The sequence below is a fragment of the Streptomyces sp. NPDC000404 genome (assembly GCF_040300365.1).
GTDB lineage: Bacteria > Actinomycetota > Actinomycetes > Streptomycetales > Streptomycetaceae > Streptomyces > Streptomyces ramulosus.
In genome coordinates this window covers 285,662-303,082 of sequence record NZ_JBEPDN010000003.1, presented here as the reverse complement: position 1 = coordinate 303,082, position 17,421 = coordinate 285,662, and the positions used below count along the sequence as shown (strand labels likewise).

The following is a 17,421-nucleotide window of genomic DNA, read 5'->3' as shown; positions in this document are numbered from 1 at the left end:
ACCAACCGGCTGGGCACCGGCCGCCCCACCGCCCGGCATCGGCCTACCGCCCCACCACTCCGCGGCCCCCGCACCCCGCCTCACTCCGCGCATAGAGCGCCACCCACCCGCCGTGCACCATCCGGCTCCGGCAGCGGACGAACGCCTCCCGGAGTGTGGCGCGTTTGGCGATTTCCTGGTCGCTGGGGTCCTCCGGCTGGTCGGGGCCGTCGCCGACGACCACGATGCGGCCGGTCGGAACGGTGAGCATCCGGGCGCGGATGATGTCGCCGGAGCGTTCGGTGCCGTAGAGGGTGCCGGAGGCGACCGGGTCGCGGTGCAGGGCCAGATCGCGCAGGTCACGGTAGGCGTCGGGGTGAGCGGCGGCCCAGATGCGGCGGCGGGCCGGGGTGAAGAGCAGGCCGTCGCCGGGCCCGGCGAGTGCGCGTACGGCCCGGGCGACGGCCCTGGCGTCGTCGACCCGGCTGACGGGCATCCGCAGCCGGATGTCCACCGGCAGCAGCGCCACGACGACGAGGCCCAGCGTGAGGGCGCGCCGCCGTAGCCGGGTGCCGGTCTGGCCGTCCTCCCCCACCGGGCGCAGCAGCCGGGCGAGCGCCGCGCCGGCCAGCAGCGCGAAGCCCGCCATGGAGAAGAGGACGTAGCGGTCGACGTAGGCCGGTTCGGCGGTGGAGAGCAGGAAGAGGAGGAGGGTGGGCAGCAGCAGGAGGGGGAGGCCGAGGGCGCGCAGGCCGATGGGGCCGCGGGAGCGGATGCGGGCGCGGGAGGCGGCGATGCCGGTGGCGGCGAGGACCGCGAAGGTGAGCAGTTGCAGCGGGTCGGGCCACGTCAGCCAGCTGAGCTGGTCGGACTGGCGGGTGCTGCAGAGGGCGAGCGGGGCGAGTGCGGCGAGGACGCCGGTGGCGGTGAGCGCCCAGGTGCGCAGGGTGCGGCGCGGCAGCCGGCCGAGGACGAGCGCGGCGCCGTGCACCGGCAGCACCAGGGCCGCGAACTCGTGCAGCAGACACGCCGTGAGCAGCAGGGCCGCATAACCGCCCCACAGCGCCCGGCGCGGGCGGCCGGGCGTTTGCCGGGTGTGGACCGCGATCCGTACGAGCAGACAGCCGGCCCAGACGACCAGGGCGCAGACCAGCGCGTACGAGCGGCCTTCCTGGGCGTACTGCTGGACGGGCGGGAGCAGCGCGAACGCGATGCCGGACCAGCGGCCGGTGCGGGGGCCGACGAGGAGGTTTCCGAGGAGCGCGACACCGGCGGCGGCCGCTGTCATGGCGGCGAGGGACGGCAGCCGCAGGGCTACGACGTCCTCGCCGAGGATGCGTCCGACGGCGCCGCCGAACGCCGGGCCGAGGAGCCCGCCGGGTCCCAGGATCGCTTCGTAGCCGGTGAACCAGAGGTGCATCAGCGCGTAGTAGAGGCCGTGCACCACATCGATGTGGCGGAGGGTGGCAACGAGCGCGGCGGGGGTGCGATGTGCCATGTCATACGTGACGACCTCGTCGCGCCACATGGCGCCGCCGCGGCGCAGTCCCCAGACGCCGAGTGCGCACATCAGCGCGGCGGGCGCCAAAACCACCGCGTCCCGCGGCCGCCGGGCGGGCGGCGCGGGGGTCCGTGCCGGGGTTTCGGGGGCCGGTTCGGTTCGGGTGGCGTCGATGGCGGGCTCCGGTCGCGTGCGGTGCGGGCGGGTCGGGCGGCTGCCCGGGCCCGCCGGGAGGTGCTCCCCGGAGAGGGGCGGTTACATGCTCGCCCCTGGGGAGGGCCCGCTCTCGCATCCCTTACGGGCCGGGCCGCCGCTCCCCCGGACGGCGGGACGGCTCCGCTCCCTCTGGCACATCGCCCCCGCGGGGGCCGGCCGCGCTTCCCGTAAGGGTCGAGGCCATGCCCCGTACGGGACCGTCCGGACCGAAGGGCCCGAGACGGCGAAGGCCCCGTAGGGGTGAGGCCCGGCTCCCCGTACGGGACGGGGAACCGGACCTCACCCCGTACGGGGCCAAGGCTCAGCCGAGGCGGGTCAGCTTCGCGCCGAAGGTGGGCTCGGTCAGGTCCTCGGCGAGGGCGACGGGCACCTGCTGGGTGCTGTCGCCGCTGCCGACGGTCAGCACGCCGACCTTCGTCCCGGCCTTGGCGGTGTGCGGAACGGTCTTGCCGCCGTTGCCGATCGAGAAGGCGGCCTGCAGACCGGGCCAGCCCACCGCGGTGAGGTCCTTGGTGGCGACGACGGGCGTCTCGCCCCCGAGACCGTCGTCGACGTAGCCGACGACCTGCCCCTTCTTGACGACGGTGTCGGCGACCAGCGCCTCCCGGGCCGCCTTGATCACCTTCCCGCTGTTCTCCAGCGCCAGCGCGAGGTGGGCGTTGGGGTCGGTGCTGTTGGCACGCTGGTCCATCGTGACGCCGAGCAGCAGCTGGTCCTTGCCGCCGACGGTGCGGTACGCGGCCCACATGAAGGCGCCGCCGGCCGGGGTGCTGGAGCCGGTCTTGATGCCGCGTACGACGTACGGCATCGTCGTGAGCAGGCTGTTGTTGTTGAACAGCCGCTCCGGCAGCCCGTCGATCTGGACGTTCTCGGTGGCGACGACGGCGCGGAAGGCACCGTTCTTCATCACCTCACGGGCGAGCTTGAGCTGGTCGACGGCGGTGCTCACCGTCGTCTTCGCCAGGCCGCTGGGGTCGGTGTACGTCGTGTTCGTCATGCCGAGCTTGCCGGCGGCGGCGTTCATCTTCTTCACGAACGCCTCCTCGCTCCCGGCGTCCCACCGCGCCAGCTGGCGGGCGGCGTTGTTGCCGGAGGGGATCATCAGCATCTGGAGCATCTGCGTCTGGTTGAAGCGCTGCCCCTCCTTCAGCGGCACCCGCGACTCGTCCTTGTTCTTCGAGTCGGCCGCCGCCTTGGCGTCGATGGTGATGGTGGCGCCCTTCTCGCCCTTCTTCAGCGGGTGGTCGTTCAGGATGACGTAGGCGGTCATGACCTTGGCGACGCTCGCCGTCGGCACCGGCTTCTGCGGCCCCGCCGTGCCGAGGCTGCCCACGCCGACGACCTCCGCCGCGGACTGCCCCTGACCGGGCCACGGCATGGCGAGCTTGCCGCCCTTGAAGGTGAACGCGGTCGACTCGCCGACGGCCAGCGTCGGCTCCGGCAGCGTCCGCAGCGACTGGACGACCACGAAGATGATCGCCAGCAGGATGACCAGCGGCGTCCAGATCTTGAACCGCCGGACGACGGTACGCAGCGTGGTCTCGGGCGGCGGCGGGGTGTTGGTGAGCTGCGCGAGCAGGTCGAGGGGCGGCAACGGCTCCTGCCGGGTCCGCTCGCTCTCGGGCAGCGCCGCCGGCTGCGGGCCTGCGGCGGCCGCACCGGACGTGCCGGAGGCGCCGGACGCGGGCTTGCCGGCTGCGGACTTGTCCGCCTGGGCCTTGCCGGACGGCGACGGGCTCGCCGCGGCGGCACCGGCTTCCTTCTCCCCCGCCTTGCCGGCCGTCTTGCCGAGGGAACGTCCGGCGGCACCGGTGTCGTCCGACTTCAGCGCGACGAACTGACTGGTCCGCTCGGCATCCCGCTCGGCGGCCGCGGCCTTGCCTGCGGTCTCGTCGCTGCTCTTGCCGGTGCTCTTGCCGTCGGCCTTGGGCTCGTCCTTGGGGGCCTTCGGGTCCTTGGGGGCCTTCGGGTCCTTGGCGTCGGAGGCCTTGGCGTCCTTGGTGTCCTTGGATTCCCCGGAGTCCTTGGACGAGCCGGTGTCGGCCTTGGCGTCCTTGGCGTCCTTCGCGGACTTGGCGCCGGTCGGCGGGGCGATGCGGAAGGCGGTGGTGGGCGGATCGACCGGGTCGGCGTCCGCACCGTCCTTGTCATCGGCCTCGGCCTGGGCCTTGCCACCGGCCTTGCCCTTGCCCTTGTCCTTACCCGCAGCCTCGGCCTTGTCCGCGGCCTCGGCCTTGTCCGCGGCCTCGGTCTTGTCCGCGGCCTCGGGCTTGTCGTCCTTGCCCTTGTCCGCGGCTTCGGGCCCGGCCTTGTCCGCGGCCTTGGGCTCTTCCCCGCCCTCGGGCTCCGCCTTCTCCGCCGGCTGCTTCTTCTCCTCGGACTTGGCGTTCTCGTCCCCGGACTTCGCGATGGTGAAGACGCGGGTGGCGTTGTCGGCGGGTTCCTCGTCCGCGCCGGACTTCTTGCCCTTGGTCGTGAAGACGGCCGTCGGCCGGTCCACGTCGTCGTCCTCGTCCGACGCGTCGCCGCCGTCCGTCACAGAGGCGTCGTCACCCTCGGCGCCGGAGGCCGGGGCGTCGTCCTTGGCGCTCGCGTCCTTCGCGACGGACGCCTCGGGCTCCGCGGCCTTGGCTTCCTCGCCCTTCGGACGCTTTCCGCCGCCCTTCTTCCCGGCGTCGCCGCTCCCGGCCTTCGCTTCACCGGCGGACCCGGCGGCATCCGCACCCTCGTCACGGGTGTCGTCGACGTCATCGGCAGCGGCGCCGTCACCGCTCGCCGCCCCGGCGTCGTCCGCCGCGGGCCGCTTGCCGGAGCCGTCCCCGGCGTCCGCACCGGACGTCGCGGCACCCTCGGCGGCGGAGCCCTTCGCGCCTGCCGCAGCAGCGCCTATGACCTTTGCGGATCCCTTTGCACTGCCGCCGTCGGCCGCGCTGTCACCATCCGTGTCGGCACCGTCGGAGGCGTCGCCGGAGGCAGCGCCGTCGGAGTCGTCCGCGCTCTCGGCGTCGTCGTTCTCGGGGTCGTCGTCCTTCCCCGCGACCCAGGCGGCGACGGCGGCCCGCAGCCGGTCGTTGCCGGGGCCGTCGCCGTTCTTGGCCGCACCGTTCGCCTCGGCGGTCTTCGCAGCCTCGCCGGTCTCGGCAGCCTCAGGGGCCGCATCGGCCTCAGAAGCCCCGTCCGCCGCCTTCTCCGGCTTCTTCGGCGCCTCCGCGTCCCCGTACGCCTCGGCAGCCCCAAAGGCCCCGCGTCCGGCCTTCTCGGCCTTCTCGGGCTCCGCGGGCTCCGCCGTCTTCTCCGTCGCCTCCGCCGGCTCCCCCCGGAGGACGGCGAGGCGCGGGTCGTCCGCGGCCCGCGCCTTCCCCGACGCCTGCTTCTTGCCCGACTTGTCGGGGGACTCGCCCGCCACCGATGTCTCCTTCGTATGTCGCACTGTCTGACCAGTGTTCCCAAGTGTCCTGTGTCCGCACGGCGCGGATGCCGCCGCCCCACGCCACCTCGTTCCGCCGCGCCGCGGAGGTAGCCGTCGACGTGCTAGACGAGAACGACATACCTGCAGGTTCCCTGCCGAACCCCCCACGCACTCTCGACAGATGAATGTGAGAGGGGTCACCCTGTCATGCATCCACGCGGGGAGGCATGGATGGGCAGGAGCCGCAGAACAATTCCGGAGGAGCTTCTGCTGCTGGCTTTGGACCCGGCAACGGGCACCACAGCGCAGCCGCAGTCGCTCGACCTCGGCCTGGCCGGGGCCCAGCTAGTGGAGCTGGCTCTGGCAGGACGGATAGCCCCGGACGGGGATCGTATCGCCGTGGTGATGCCACGGCCGACCGGAGATCCGACTCTGGACTCCGCGCTCGAACTGCTGCGCCGACGCGGCAGTCCGGTGCGCGCGGTCCACTGGATCGGCGGGCCCCGACTGGGGCTGCGCCAGACGTATCTCTCGCATCTCGAACGCTGCGGCATGGTCCATGCCGTGGAGGGGCAGATGTGCGGGGTGCTGCCGACGACGCGCTACCAGGCGACGGAGACGGCGATCAGCCGGGAAATCAGGGCCCGGCTCGACACCGCGATCCGCACCGGCGTACCGCCGGACCCGCGGACCGCGGCGCTCGCCGCGCTGGCCCATGCGGTCGGCCTCGGCAAGCACCTCTACCCGGGGAACGAAGGGCGCTCATCGCGCTCCCGCCTCCGGGATCTGATCCGGCACGACCCCATGGGCGGTCTGGTCGCGCACGCGGTCATGGACGTCCAGAACGGCGTCGCGGCGCAGCCGCGGCGGACACCGGCGGCGGGCTCGGGCCACGGCCCGGCGCGTCAGCCGGCCGGCCGGGGCGCGGCGAACGCGTCCGGAGTGCCGGTTCCCTCACGGCATGGGCACGGCAGCATGGCCCGGGCCGGCGCACGATGATCACTGGGGGCGTGCGGGGCGGCGTGCGCGCCGTCCGCACGCTCCCGTAATGCTCCGGGCGGTGCCCCGGCCGGCGTCCCGTACGCCGCCGGGGCACCGGCCGTTGCAGAACCGTCCCCACGAGCCCGTTCGGGAGCCGCAGTTGGCGCGGGGTGGCGGGCCGGCCGCTCCGGACGGCGGCCGGTCCGCCACCCCGCGCAGTGGCGTGCTCGCCTTCTGTGTGCATTTGACTGCGCGGTGTCCACCCGGGGTGGCACTCTGCTGGCACGGAACAACAGCAGTACGGACCCGGAGGTGCACGTCCCGTGGCGTCCCATGTCAACCCCACCGTCCGACGACGCCGGTTGGGCCAGGAGCTGCGCAGGCTCCGTGAGCTCAAGGGCATGACGGCGGAGGAGGTGGCCGAGCGGCTGCTGGTCTCCCAGTCGAAGATCAGCCGGCTGGAGAACGGCCGCCGCAGCATCAGCCAGCGCGACGTCCGTGACCTGTGCGGCGTGTACGAGGTCGACGACCGCCGGATAGTGGAATCCCTGATGCAGATGGCCAAGGACTCCCGGCAGCAGGGCTGGTGGCACGCGTTCGGCGACATCCCGTACAGCGTCTACATCGGGCTGGAGACCGAGGCCGCCTCGCTGCGGGTCTACGAGTCGCTGGTGGTCCCCGGTCTGCTGCAGACGCCGCGGTACGCCCGGGCGGTGATCCCCGGGGTGCTGCCGGAGCTGCCGCCCGACCAACTGGAGAAGCGGACCCAGGTGCGGCTGCGGCGCCAGGAGCGGGTCGATGATCCCGAGAATCCGCTGCGGCTGTGGGTGGTGCTCGACGAGAGCGCGCTGCGGCGGGTGGTGGGCGGTCACGCCGTCATGCGGGAGCAGCTGGAGCATCTCGTCGAGATGAGCGCCCTGCCGCATGTGACGGTGCAGGTGCTGCCGTACGACACGGGAGCGCACGCCGGGATGTCCGGCACGTTCTCCATTCTCGAATTCGATGCGACCTCCGATTCGAGCGTGGTCTACATCGAAGGCGTCACGAGCGACCTGTATCTGGAGAAAGCGAACGACGTCAACAAGTACACGATCATGTACGAACATCTTCGGGCACAGGCGCTGAATGCCGACCAGAGCCGGGAATTCATCGCGGCTGCCGCCAAACGACATGCGGATGCTCTGAGTTGAGGTCCGCACCAGGGAATTCGATCCCGCCCGGGAGGAGTCCCACAGGGCGGGAAAGGCCGGTCGGAGAGGGGCGAAAACCGGCCCCCGGCGGCGGGATCCGGCAAGGTACACCTGCGCCCGGCGCCGTGAAAAGAGATCCAGAAGCACGCCATTCGGACGGGTGAACTGCTCCTGCTGCAAGTGATGTTGGCGCGTAGCGTCGGCACGACCGAATCCGCAGCAACTCACAGTAGCCGGAGCGAACAGTGAACAAGGTCATGCAGCCCAATTCCGCGTTCTCCTGGACGAAGTCGTCGTACTCCGCCAGCGGTGCCTGCGTGGAAATCGCCGTGCCGGCCGCCGAGGCCATTGCGGTGCGCGACTCCAAGGACCCCGAGGGCCCGCGCCTCACCTTCGACAACTCCGCCTGGAGCACCTTCGTGTCGGATGTCGCCGGCGGCGCCTTCGACCTGGCCTGACCGGCCCGTCAGACCGCCGCGCACCCGTCGCGCGGCCCCGAGCCCTCTCGACCGGATCCCCTGTCCAGGCCGAGGGGGCTCTCCCCTGTCCGGCGCCGGGTGCGGCCCCCTGTACCGGGCCGGACGGGCGGCTTAAGCTCCGGCGACCGAGCCGGGGCGTGCGCCCGGCGTGAGCGAGGGGAGTCGTCATGACGGATCCGGCCCAGAGCGTGTCCACGGTCCCCGCCCCGGGGCTCGCCTCCCGGGCGGCGCGGACCGGGAGTTCTCCGGTGCGCGACATCCTGGCGCTGACCGCGCGCCCGGAGGTGATCTCGTTCGCCGGCGGGCTGCCCGCGCCGGAGCTGTTCGACGCCGAGGGGATAGCCGACGCGTTCCGGCACGTGCTGGCCGAGCAGCCGCGGCGGGCGTTGCAGTACTCACCGACCGACGGCGATCCGCAGCTGCGCGCCACGGTCGCCGCCCGGGCCACCGCGCGGGGGCTGGCGACCGCCGCGGACGATCTGATCGTGACCACCGGGTCGCAGCAGGGGCTGACGCTGCTGACGACGGCGCTGCTGGAACCCGGTGACGTGGTGCTCGTCGAGGACCCGTGCTATCTCGCGGCGTTGCAGATCTTCTCGTTGGCGGGGGCGCGGGTGGTGCCGGTGCCGACGGATGACGAGGGGCTGGACCCGGAGGCGCTGGACGAGATCGCGGCGCGGGTCGGGCCGAAGCTGCTCTATCTGGTGCCGACGTTCCAGAACCCGACGGGCCGGACGCTGCCGGAAGAGCGGCGGGCGGCGGTGGCGTCGGTGGCGGCCCGGCGGGGGTTGTGGATCGCGGAGGACGATCCGTACGGGGAGCTGCGGTTCGAGGGCGAGCCGGTGCCGTGGATCGCGTCGTTCCCGGGGGCGGAGGACCGTACGGCGTTGCTGGGGTCGTTCTCGAAGGTGATGGCGCCGGGGCTGCGGCTGGGGTGGCTGCGGGCCCCGGCCGGGCTGCGGCGGGCCTGTGTGATCGCGAAGCAGGCCGCTGACCTGCACTCCTCCACCGTCGATCAGGCGGCGGCCGCGCGCTATCTGGCGGTGGCGGATCTGGACGCGCATCTGGTGCGGGTCCGGGAGGCGTACCGGGCGCGGCGCGATGCGCTGCTCGGCGGGCTGGGCGGTGCGCTGCCGGCGGGGTCGCGGTGGAACCGTCCGGCGGGCGGCATGTTCGTCTGGGCGACGCTGCCCGCGGGGTACGACGCGACGGCGCTGCTGCCCGGGGTGGTGCGGCACGACGTGGCGTACGTCCCCGGGGCGCCGTTCTTCGCGGGGCCGCCGGACGCGGCGGCGATGCGGCTGTCGTTCGTGACGCATCCGCCCGAGGAGATCGGGGAGGGTCTGGTCCGGCTGGGCGCGGCGCTGCGCGAGGCGCGTCCGGCGGGCTGAACGAACGCGGGTGGGGCGGTGAACTCGGGGGCGCCGCCGGGGGCGTGCGGCGCACGCGGTGCGCGGGGGCGCGGGGTGGGCGGGCGCGGGGGCACGGGCGGCCATCTCCCCTTCTCCGTACGCCCGTTGAGCCCGTCACGCTCTTCTCCGCGCCCCGGTCCGCGGCCGGCGACGCGCTTCCGGTGGGCCGGATCGGGGGAGAATCGTGGGCAGGCCAGGGACCTCTCAGGAGGCCGGATGAGCACACACCCGCACGATCCCGCGGCACGGCCCGGTGGCGGGGAGCCGGACGGCGTCCCGCCCGCCGCTCCCGCCCCACCTGCCGCCGATCCGCCCGCACCCGATCCGCTCGGCGCCGCCCCGCTCGCCCTCGATCCGCCCGCCGCTGATCCGCCCGTCCTGGATCCACCCGCTGCCGATCCGCCCGGTGGCGCACGTCCCGGGCCGGGCGGCCGATTCGGGGCGCGGATGCGGGCGGCCGGGCGGTGGCTGCGGGCGCATGCGGGGCACACGCTGGTGGTGGCGGTGGCCGCGGCGGTCGCCGGGGCGCTCGTGCCACCCGGGGTGGAGGCACTCCGGCAGGCGTTCGAGGAGCCGCCGCCGGGCTGCCCCGGGGCGGGCTGCGACGGGAAGAGTCCGGCCGCTCAGTGCTCCGCGGACGCGGTCACCTGGGAGCCGAAGGCGGGCAACCCCGTACGGATCCAGCTGCGCCACAGCGCGTCCTGCGGCGCCGTGTGGGGGCGGATCGTCAACGGGGAGCCCGGGGACACGGTGACGATCCGGGTGCGGGGCGGCTCGTCCCGTAGCGCGGTCATCAACTTCGGGCACGACAAGTACACCGACATGGCGACGGTCGGGCGGACGTTCCGGGTGCGGGTGTGCGCGGTGCCGTCGACCGCTGCGCACCGGGTCGGGAAGTGGGTCACGTACTGCTTCGAGGGCACGGACCGGTCGGACTGGGAGTGAGGCCGCAGGTGCCCGACCGGGTGCCGGTGGCTTCGTCCGTGGCGCGTTCCTCCCGGCAAGTCGGTGGTGCCGCGCGGGATCCCGCTCCCGCGCGGCCGGTCGCCGTGCCGCGGGTGCGGGACGGTGGTGGCCGTGCTGGTCGGGCCTGCGGAGCCCGGCGAAGTGTCCGCACATCGTGGGGGCGGCGGCGGACGGGGGACAACGCCCCGGCCGGTCAAGAGCAGGCAAAATCGTTCGGCTTGGTGACTGTCGTTCACATCCATGACCTTGGGGGCCTTGACCGGCCCGCGCGGCGGACGGTTCAATCCCCACGTCCCCGCTCCCGCACGGGGAACCGCCCAACGGGACGTCACGGCGAAGTGGTCCACGTTCACCAGGCGGACCCCTGGAGGGGGCATGAACAGTCTCGACTGGGCCGTGCTCATCGGCTATTTCGGTGTGATGGTCGCGATCGGCGCGTGGTCCCACCGGCGGGTCGACGACGTCGGCGACTTCTTCACCGCGGGCGGCCGGATGCCGTGGTGGCTGTCCGGCATCTCGCACCACATGTCCGGCTACAGCGCGGTGATGTTCACCGGCCATGCGGGTATCTCGTACCAGTACGGCGTCACGTCATATGTCACATGGTCGTTCCCGATCGCGATGGGGATCGCCATCGGGGCGCGGCTGTTCGCGCCGCGGCTGAACCGGCTGCGGTCGCGGCTGCACGTGGCCTCGCCGCTGGAGTACCTCAAGAGCCGCTACAACCTGCCGACGCAGCAGGCGCTGGCCTGGTCGGGGGTGTTGCTGAAGATCGTGGACGTGGGCACCAAGTGGGCGGCGATCGCGACGCTGCTGTCGGTGTTCACGGGCATGTCGCTGAACCAGGGCATCCTCATCACCGGTGTGGTCACCGGGATCTACTGCACGGTCGGCGGGCTGTGGGCGGACGCGCTGACGGAGTTGGGGCAGTTCGTCATCCAGTTGCTGGCCGGGGTGGCGATGTTGGTGACGGTGCTGGCGCAGCTCGGTGGTGTCGGGGCGCTGTGGACGGCGTGGGACCGGCTGCCGGCGGGGCACACGGCGCCGACCGCCGGGCCGTACACGCTGACGTTCCTGCTGGCGTACCTCTTCATCAAGACCTTCGAGTACAGCGGCGGGATGTGGAATCAGGCGCAGCGGTACATGGCGACGCGCAGTGCGCGGGAGGCGGTGCGGTCGGCGCGGTTGTCGGCGGCGCTGTGGCTGGTGTGGCCGGCGGTGCTGTTCTTCCCGATGTGGATGGCGCCGCTGCTGGTGCGGGCGCAGAAGCCGGATGCGTCGGACGCGTATGCGCTGCTGACCGAACGGCTGCTGCCGCACGGGCTGCTGGGCCTGGTCGTGGTCGGGTTCTTCTCCCACACGATGGCGATGTGCTCGTCGGACGCGAACGCGATCTCGGCGGTCGTCACCCGGGACATCGCGCCGGCGCTGCCGAAGGTGGGCGAACGGGTGCGGGGCTGGTCGCACCGGGCGGGGCTGCTGGCGGCGCGGCTGTCGACGGTGGCGTTCCTGGCGCTGTCGATGGCGATCGCGACGCAGGTCAACTCGCCGGCGTTCAAGGACATCATCACCGTGGTCATCAAGTGGGTGGCCGGGCTGGTCGGGCCGATCTCGATCCCGTTCCTGCTGGGCATGGTGCGGCAGTGCCGCCGGTCCGGGCCGACGGCGGCGCTGGTGTCGTGGGCGGCGGGCCTGTTCGCGTTCTGGCTGACGAACTACGGGCTGGACGGGGTGCAGCTGCAGATCCAGATCGTGGCGCCGGTGGCCACCTCGCTGGTGCTGTTCCTGCTGATCGGACTGGTCAGGCCGGAGGACACCCCGGAGCGGGACGCGGTCCTGGAGCGGATCAACGGGGACGGGGACGGCAGCGACGGGTTCGGGGCGTCCCGGCGGCTCCCCGGGCAGCGGACGGACGGGGCGGCGGGGCGCGCGGGGAGGACGTGAGGGGCGCGCGGGTGCCGGGCGCGCGCCGGGGCCGGGTGACCGTCGGGGCCGGGTGACCGCCAGGCCACATCCGGGCCGGGTGACCGTCGCGCCGTGCCCCGGGCCGGGGGTCCGCGCCCGCGGCGCCGGTGCGGTGGGCTCTCCTCCGGTGGCCGTTCGTCCGCGTCCGTCAGGCCCTCGGGTAGCGGGCCAGCCACCCCGGGGCGGAGCCGGCGGGGCCGTGCAGGGCCGGTCCCTGGGTCATCTCCAGGGCGAAGTCGTCGGCGAGTTGGAGGATGGTGTCGCGGCCCTCCAGCTCGACCAGCCAGACCGGGGGCAGCGCGGTCTCGCCGTGCAGGGTGCCGAGGAGGTTGCCGCAGACGGCGCCGGTGGAGTCGCTGTCGCCGCCGTGGTTGACGGCGAGCAGCAGACCGTGGCGGACGTCCTCGGCGACCAGTGCGCAGTAGACGCCGATGGAGAGCGCCTCCTCGGCCGTCCGGCCCGCGCCGAGCGACTCGACCCGTTCGGGCGTCGGCATGCCCTGCCGTACGGCGCCGAGCGCGCGCTTGAGGGCCTCGGTGGTCTCCTCGTGGCCGGGGCGGGTGGCGAGGTGGGCGAGGGCCTTCTGGACGGCGCTGTCGAGGTCGTCGCCGCGGGCCAGGGCGTGGCTGATGACGGCGAAGGCGCCGGCCGCGAGGTAGCCGGTGGGGTGGCCGTGGGTCTGGGCGGCGCACTCGACGGCGAGCTGGAAGACGAGCTGCGGCTCCCAGCCGACGAGCAGGCCGAACGGCGCGGAGCGCATCACGGCGCCGCACCCCTTGGAGTCGGGATTCTTCGGCTTGTCCAGGGTGCCCATGGTGTCGTCGCCGAGGCCGGTCAGGCAGGCGCGGCCCGGTGCGCGGCGGGAGTACAGCCACTCCTCGCGGGCCAGCCAGCCGTCGTCCTCCTTGCGCTCGTCCGGCCCCCAGTCGCGCTGGGTGGCGGCCCAGCGCAGGTAGGCGCGGTGCACGTCGGTGGGCGGGTGCCAGGCGCCGGTGTCGCGGCGGACCTGGGCGCGGATCAGGCCGTCGACGGTGAAGAGCGTCAGCTGGGTGTCGTCGGTGACGGCGCCGCGCCGCCCGAAGGCGGGCACGAAGTCGGTGATGCCTTCCGGGCCGTGGGCCTCGCGGATGGCGTCCAGGGAGTCGGACTCGATGCCGGCGCCGAGCGCGTCACCGATGGCACCGCCGAGCAGGCAGCCGCGGACCCGGCTGCGGAAGTCCTGCTGTTCGGTACGGCCCCAGATGGCGGTGGTGCCGGTGCCGCCTGCCGCTGCGTTCACTGTGCCCTCCCGAACCCCACAACGCCCGTCCGGCCCCGTACGGACCCCCTGGCGCAGCACTGTAATCGACCATGATTGATCGGTTAAGGACAGGAACGGAATGCGACAAGACGCACATCAGGTGGCTTTTGAACGGTCCGCTCCCGATCGGTACGCGTCCGCCCGAGACCTCCGGACCAGGCGGCCACGGCGGACGAGGCGCCCGGCGAACGCGCAGGTGGCGGCGGGATTCCGGGCGACGGGCCACGTTCAGCCGGGAGTTCGAAGATGGCGGCGGGCCGGGATGGGCATGCTCACCACATGTCCGAGTACGAGTGGGACCGCACCACGATGGCCGTCGTCGCCACCGCGCTCTCCGGCGACAGCGACGGCGCGGTGGAACTTCTCCGGCCGCTTCCGCACCGCGATGTCTGCCATGTCGCGGTCCGGCTGGCGGCCATGGCCGCGGACGCGCTGATCACCGCCGCGCAGGACGCCGGCGGCGACAGGGCACAGGCGCTGTCGCAGTGGCAGCAGTGCATCCTCCAGCACGAGGCGGAGTACGACGGGGGCGCGTCGCCCTAGAGCACCCGGACCGGACGAGCTCCCTAAGGCGGGGGCGCCGGGGCGGACTCCCCGGGGCGGGGGCGCCGAGGCCCGGCGAGGGGCGCCCGTATGCCGCCGGGCGCCCCCGTACCACCGCCGTGCGCCTCAGTCGAGGACGGGCAGCAGCTCCGGCAGATGGCCGTCCGAGGCGTGCGCGGCCCGCTGCCGCTCCTCGGACACCGGGCCGTACGTGGTGTTGCGGGCGCGCGCCGGACGGCCCGCGGCGTCGGCGATGGCCAGCAGGTCCTGGATGGAGCGGTAGGAGCCGTAACTGGAGCCCGCCATCCGGGAGATGGTCTCCTCCATCAGGGTGCCGCCCAGGTCGTTGGCGCCGGAGCGGAGCATCTCGGCGGCACCCTCCGTACCGAGCTTGACCCAGCTGGTCTGGATGTTGGTGATGTACGGGTGGAGCAGCAGCCGCGCCATGGCCGTCACCGCGCGGTTGTCGCGGGTGGTGGGGCCGGGACGGGAGATGCCCGCGAGGTAGACCGGGGCGTTGGTGTGGATGAACGGCAGGGTGACGAACTCCGTGAAGCCCTCGACGCCCTTCTCCCGCGCCGACTTCTGGATGTCGGCCAGCAGCCGCAGATGCCCCAGCCAGTGCCGCGGCTGGTCGACATGGCCGTACATCATCGTCGACGACGAGCGGATGCCCAGCTCATGGGCGGTCTTGATGACCTCGACCCAGGTGGCGGTGGGCAGCTTGCCCTTGGTGAGGACCCAGCGGACCTCGTCGTCGAGGATCTCCGCGGCGGTGCCGGGGATGGTGTCGAGGCCGGCGGCCTTCGCCTCGGCCAGCCAGTCCCGGATGGACAGGCCGGTGCGGGTGGCGCCGTTGACGACCTCCATGGGCGAGAAGGCGTGGACGTGCATCCCCGGGACGCGCTCCTTGACGGCGCGCGCGATGTCGAAGTACGCCGTGCCGGGCAGGTCGGGGTGGATGCCGCCCTGCATGCACACCTCCACCGCGCCGACGTCCCACGCCTGCTCGGCGCGGTCGGCGACCTGCTCCAGGGAGAGCGTGTAGGCGTCGGCGTCGGTGCGGCGCTGCGCGAAGGCGCAGAACCGGCAGCCGGTGTAGCAGACGTTGGTGAAGTTGATGTTCCTGGTGACGATGTAGGTGACGTCGTCGCCGACGGTGTCGCGGCGCAGCTCGTCGGCGATCTTGCACAGGGCGTCGAGGGCCGGGCCGTCGGCGTGCAGCAGCGCCAGCGCCTGCGGATCGGTGAGCCGCGTCGGGTCGTCGGCCGCCTGCTTCAGGGCCTCGCGGACATCGGCGTCGAGGCGGGAGGGCGCCATTCCGGGGGCGGCGGCCTCACGCAGCGCCTCCCAGTCGCCGTAGACCTCGTCGAAGTCGTCGCGGCGGTCGCCGGTGCGGCCCTCGGTGTCGATGGTGCGGTGCAGATCGGTGCGGCCCGAGGGGGCCAGCGAGAAGCCCTCGTCGGGCTCCTGCCAGGGGCGGCCCACGACGGGGGCGTCCTCGTCGGCCAGGCCCGTCTCCGGGTCGGCGAGGGCCCGGACGTGCGGGAGCAGCCGGGGGTCGAGCCAGGGCTCGCCGCGCTGGAGGAACTCGGGGTAGATGGGGAGCCTTTCGCGCAGCTCGAAGCCGGCGGTGGCGCAGCGTTCGGTCAGCTCCTCGATCTGCGGCCAGGGACGCTCGGGGTTGACGTGGTCGAGGGTCAGCGGGGAGACGCCGCCCCAGTCGTCGATGCCTGCGCCGATGAGCATCTCGTACTCGCCGTCGACCAGATTGGGCGGCGCCTGGATGCGGGTCGAGGGGCCCATGACGAGCCGGGCCACCGCGATCGTCGCGGCCAGCTCCTCCAGTTCGGCATCGGGCATGCCGCGCATCGCCGTGTCCGGCTTGGCGCGGAAGTTCTGCATGATCAGTTCTTGGATGCCGTGGTACGCGCGCTGGATACGGCGCAGCGCGAACAGGGACTCGGCACGCTCCTCGTACGTCTCCCCGATGCCGATCAGCAGCCCGCTGGTGAAGGGGACGTTGGAGCGGCCGGCGTCCTCCAGGACGCGCAGCCGGACGGCCGGGTCCTTGTCGGGCGAGCCGTAGTGGGGGCCGCCGGGTTCGCTCCAGAGCCGCTCGGCGGTGGTCTCCAGCATCATGCCCAGCGACGGGGCGACGGGCTTGAGCCGCTGGAAGTCCGTCCAGGACATCACCCCGGGGTTGAGGTGCGGCAGCAGCCCGGTCTCCTCCAGGACGCGGATGGCCATGGCGCGGACGTAGGAGATCGTGTCGTCGTAGCCGTGCGCATCCAGCCACTCGCGGGCCTCGGGCCAGCGCTCCTCGGGCTTGTCGCCGAGGGTGAACAGGGCTTCCTTGCAGCCCATTTCCGCGCCGCGGCGGACGATGTCCAGCACCTCTTCGGGGGACATGAACATCTCGTGGCCGGCCCGGCGCAGCTTGCCGGGGACGGTGACGAAGGTGCAGTAGTGGCATTTGTCGCGGCACAGCCGCGTCAGGGGGATGAAGACACCGCGGGAGTACGTGATGACCCCCGGCCGTCCGGCGGCCTCCAGGCCCGCGTCCCGGACCCGGGCGGCGCTCGCGCACAGGTCCTTGAGGTCGTCGCCGCGGAGCTGGAGGAGGACCGCGGCCTCGCTCACGTCCAGCGCGACGCCGTCGCGGGCCCGGCGCAACGCCCGGCGCACGGCGTTCGCGGCGGGCGGCGCGGAAGGCTCCGTGCCACCGCCCGCCGACGGCGCGTCCGCTCGGTGTGATCCCTGGTCAGGTACCTGCGCGCTGGAAGTCATCCTCCGAGCATACGAGCGCGCACCGACACCGGAACAAGATCACTGCAATCCGGCGAGCAGAGCCTCCGAGTACTTACGCGTTATGAACTCCATGGCGTGCCCGTCGGGGTCGTCGATGTACACGCCGCGGCCGCCGTCGTGGTGGTTGATGGCCTGGGGGTTCGTATGCCGGGGATCGGCCCAATAGGGAAGGTTCCTGTCCTTTATCCGGGCGAAGATCTCGTCGAACTCGTCCTCCGTCACCAGGAACGCGTAGTGCGTGGGGGCGAACTTGCCGTCGGGTGCGACATGTTCCGCGTAGTCGAGCACGACGCCGTTGTCGAGGGTGACGGCGGCGAACGGCCCGTACGCGCGGGGCTCGGGGGCGCCGAGCATCTCCGCGATGAAACGGGCGGAGGCGAATCGGTCGGTGCTGTGGACGATCGTGTGGTCGAGCTGCGGCATGGTCATCTCCTAGGAGCCGCCGGCTACCGGGCGGGGCCGCCTCCCGTACGGGGACGGCCGTCCTGCCCGCCCCCGTACGGAAACACCCCGTTTCTTCGACGGTACGCCCGGCCGCACGGCGCCGGATCGGTCCACGGACGGGGCTCTGGGGGCGGGAGGGTCGGACGGTGGTCCTAGGACGCGTCGTCCTGGGACGCGTCCTCCTGGGGCGTGTGCGCGGGAGGCCCCCGGGGCGGGCCGGCTTGG

At 73.0% G+C, this 17,421-nt stretch carries 12 protein-coding genes; 7 read left to right on the top strand and 5 right to left on the bottom strand.

The features are described from left to right. Positions 1-43: 43 nt before the first annotated feature. On the bottom strand, positions 44-1,573 hold the full coding sequence (locus ABT345_RS07240; protein ID WP_345090200.1) for a glycosyltransferase family protein: 1,530 nt from the start codon (positions 1,571-1,573) through the stop codon (positions 44-46). Positions 1,574-1,997: 424 nt separating this feature from the next. Beyond that, positions 1,998-5,102, bottom strand: coding sequence for a D-alanyl-D-alanine carboxypeptidase (locus ABT345_RS07235; RefSeq protein ID WP_345090198.1), 3,105 nt, complete (start codon positions 5,100-5,102; stop codon positions 1,998-2,000). A gap of 234 nt (positions 5,103-5,336) precedes the next feature. Between ABT345_RS07235 and ABT345_RS07230 the strand changes: the two genes are divergently transcribed. From ABT345_RS07230 to ABT345_RS07205, 6 genes are all read left to right on the top strand, one after another. Next, a complete protein-coding gene (locus ABT345_RS07230; RefSeq protein WP_030289299.1) occupies positions 5,337-6,104 on the top strand; it encodes a GOLPH3/VPS74 family protein in 768 nt (255 codons plus the stop codon). A gap of 305 nt (positions 6,105-6,409) precedes the next feature. Continuing rightward, positions 6,410-7,276, top strand: coding sequence for a helix-turn-helix domain-containing protein (locus ABT345_RS07225; RefSeq protein WP_345090194.1), 867 nt, complete (start codon positions 6,410-6,412; stop codon positions 7,274-7,276). Between the two features lie 257 nt (positions 7,277-7,533). Continuing rightward, positions 7,534-7,734 (top strand): DUF397 domain-containing protein, encoded by a 201-nt coding sequence (locus tag ABT345_RS07220; protein ID WP_345090191.1) that lies wholly within the window; start codon positions 7,534-7,536, stop codon positions 7,732-7,734. Positions 7,735-7,922: 188 nt separating this feature from the next. Further along, a complete protein-coding gene (locus ABT345_RS07215) occupies positions 7,923-9,146 on the top strand; it encodes an aminotransferase-like domain-containing protein (RefSeq protein WP_345090188.1) in 1,224 nt (407 codons plus the stop codon). A gap of 237 nt (positions 9,147-9,383) precedes the next feature. After that, positions 9,384-10,112, top strand: coding sequence for a DUF2690 domain-containing protein (locus ABT345_RS07210; RefSeq protein ID WP_345090185.1), 729 nt, complete (start codon positions 9,384-9,386; stop codon positions 10,110-10,112). A gap of 396 nt (positions 10,113-10,508) precedes the next feature. Continuing rightward, on the top strand, positions 10,509-12,077 hold the full coding sequence (locus tag ABT345_RS07205; RefSeq protein WP_345090182.1) for a sodium:solute symporter family protein: 1,569 nt from the start codon (positions 10,509-10,511) through the stop codon (positions 12,075-12,077). A gap of 169 nt (positions 12,078-12,246) precedes the next feature. Here ABT345_RS07205 and ABT345_RS07200 read toward each other — a convergent pair whose 3' ends face one another. Beyond that, positions 12,247-13,377, bottom strand: coding sequence for an ADP-ribosylglycohydrolase family protein (locus ABT345_RS07200; RefSeq protein WP_345090179.1), 1,131 nt, complete (start codon positions 13,375-13,377; stop codon positions 12,247-12,249). Between the two features lie 300 nt (positions 13,378-13,677). Between ABT345_RS07200 and ABT345_RS07195 the strand changes: the two genes are divergently transcribed. Continuing rightward, entirely contained in the window at positions 13,678-13,941 is a 264-nt protein-coding gene (locus ABT345_RS07195; protein WP_345090176.1) for a hypothetical protein, read from the top strand. Positions 13,942-14,067: 126 nt separating this feature from the next. On the opposite strand, the gene ABT345_RS07190 is transcribed toward ABT345_RS07195, so the two are convergent. Next, positions 14,068-16,731 (bottom strand): bifunctional FO biosynthesis protein CofGH, encoded by a 2,664-nt coding sequence (locus ABT345_RS07190; protein ID WP_345090172.1) that lies wholly within the window; start codon positions 16,729-16,731, stop codon positions 14,068-14,070. A 39-nt stretch (positions 16,732-16,770) separates the two neighbouring features. After that, entirely contained in the window at positions 16,771-17,175 is a 405-nt protein-coding gene (locus ABT345_RS07185; RefSeq protein ID WP_345090169.1) for a VOC family protein, read from the bottom strand. Positions 17,176-17,421: the final 246 nt, after the last annotated feature.

Bases quoted from the DNA above. Each gene is read 5' to 3' on its own strand.
- ABT345_RS07220 (WP_345090191.1), top strand. From the start codon at position 7,534: ATGCAGCCCAATTCCGCGTTCTCCTGGACGAAGTCGTCGTACTCCGCC.
- ABT345_RS07215 (WP_345090188.1), top strand. From the start codon at position 7,923: ATGACGGATCCGGCCCAGAGCGTGTCCACGGTCCCCGCCCCGGGGCTC.
- ABT345_RS07185 (WP_345090169.1), bottom strand. From the start codon at position 17,175: ATGCCGCAGCTCGACCACACGATCGTCCACAGCACCGACCGATTCGCC.
- ABT345_RS07205 (WP_345090182.1), top strand. From the start codon at position 10,509: ATGAACAGTCTCGACTGGGCCGTGCTCATCGGCTATTTCGGTGTGATG.
- ABT345_RS07195 (WP_345090176.1), top strand. From the start codon at position 13,678: ATGTCCGAGTACGAGTGGGACCGCACCACGATGGCCGTCGTCGCCACC.
- ABT345_RS07230 (WP_030289299.1), top strand. From the start codon at position 5,337: ATGGGCAGGAGCCGCAGAACAATTCCGGAGGAGCTTCTGCTGCTGGCT.
- ABT345_RS07190 (WP_345090172.1), bottom strand. From the start codon at position 16,731: ATGACTTCCAGCGCGCAGGTACCTGACCAGGGATCACACCGAGCGGAC.
- ABT345_RS07210 (WP_345090185.1), top strand. From the start codon at position 9,384: ATGAGCACACACCCGCACGATCCCGCGGCACGGCCCGGTGGCGGGGAG.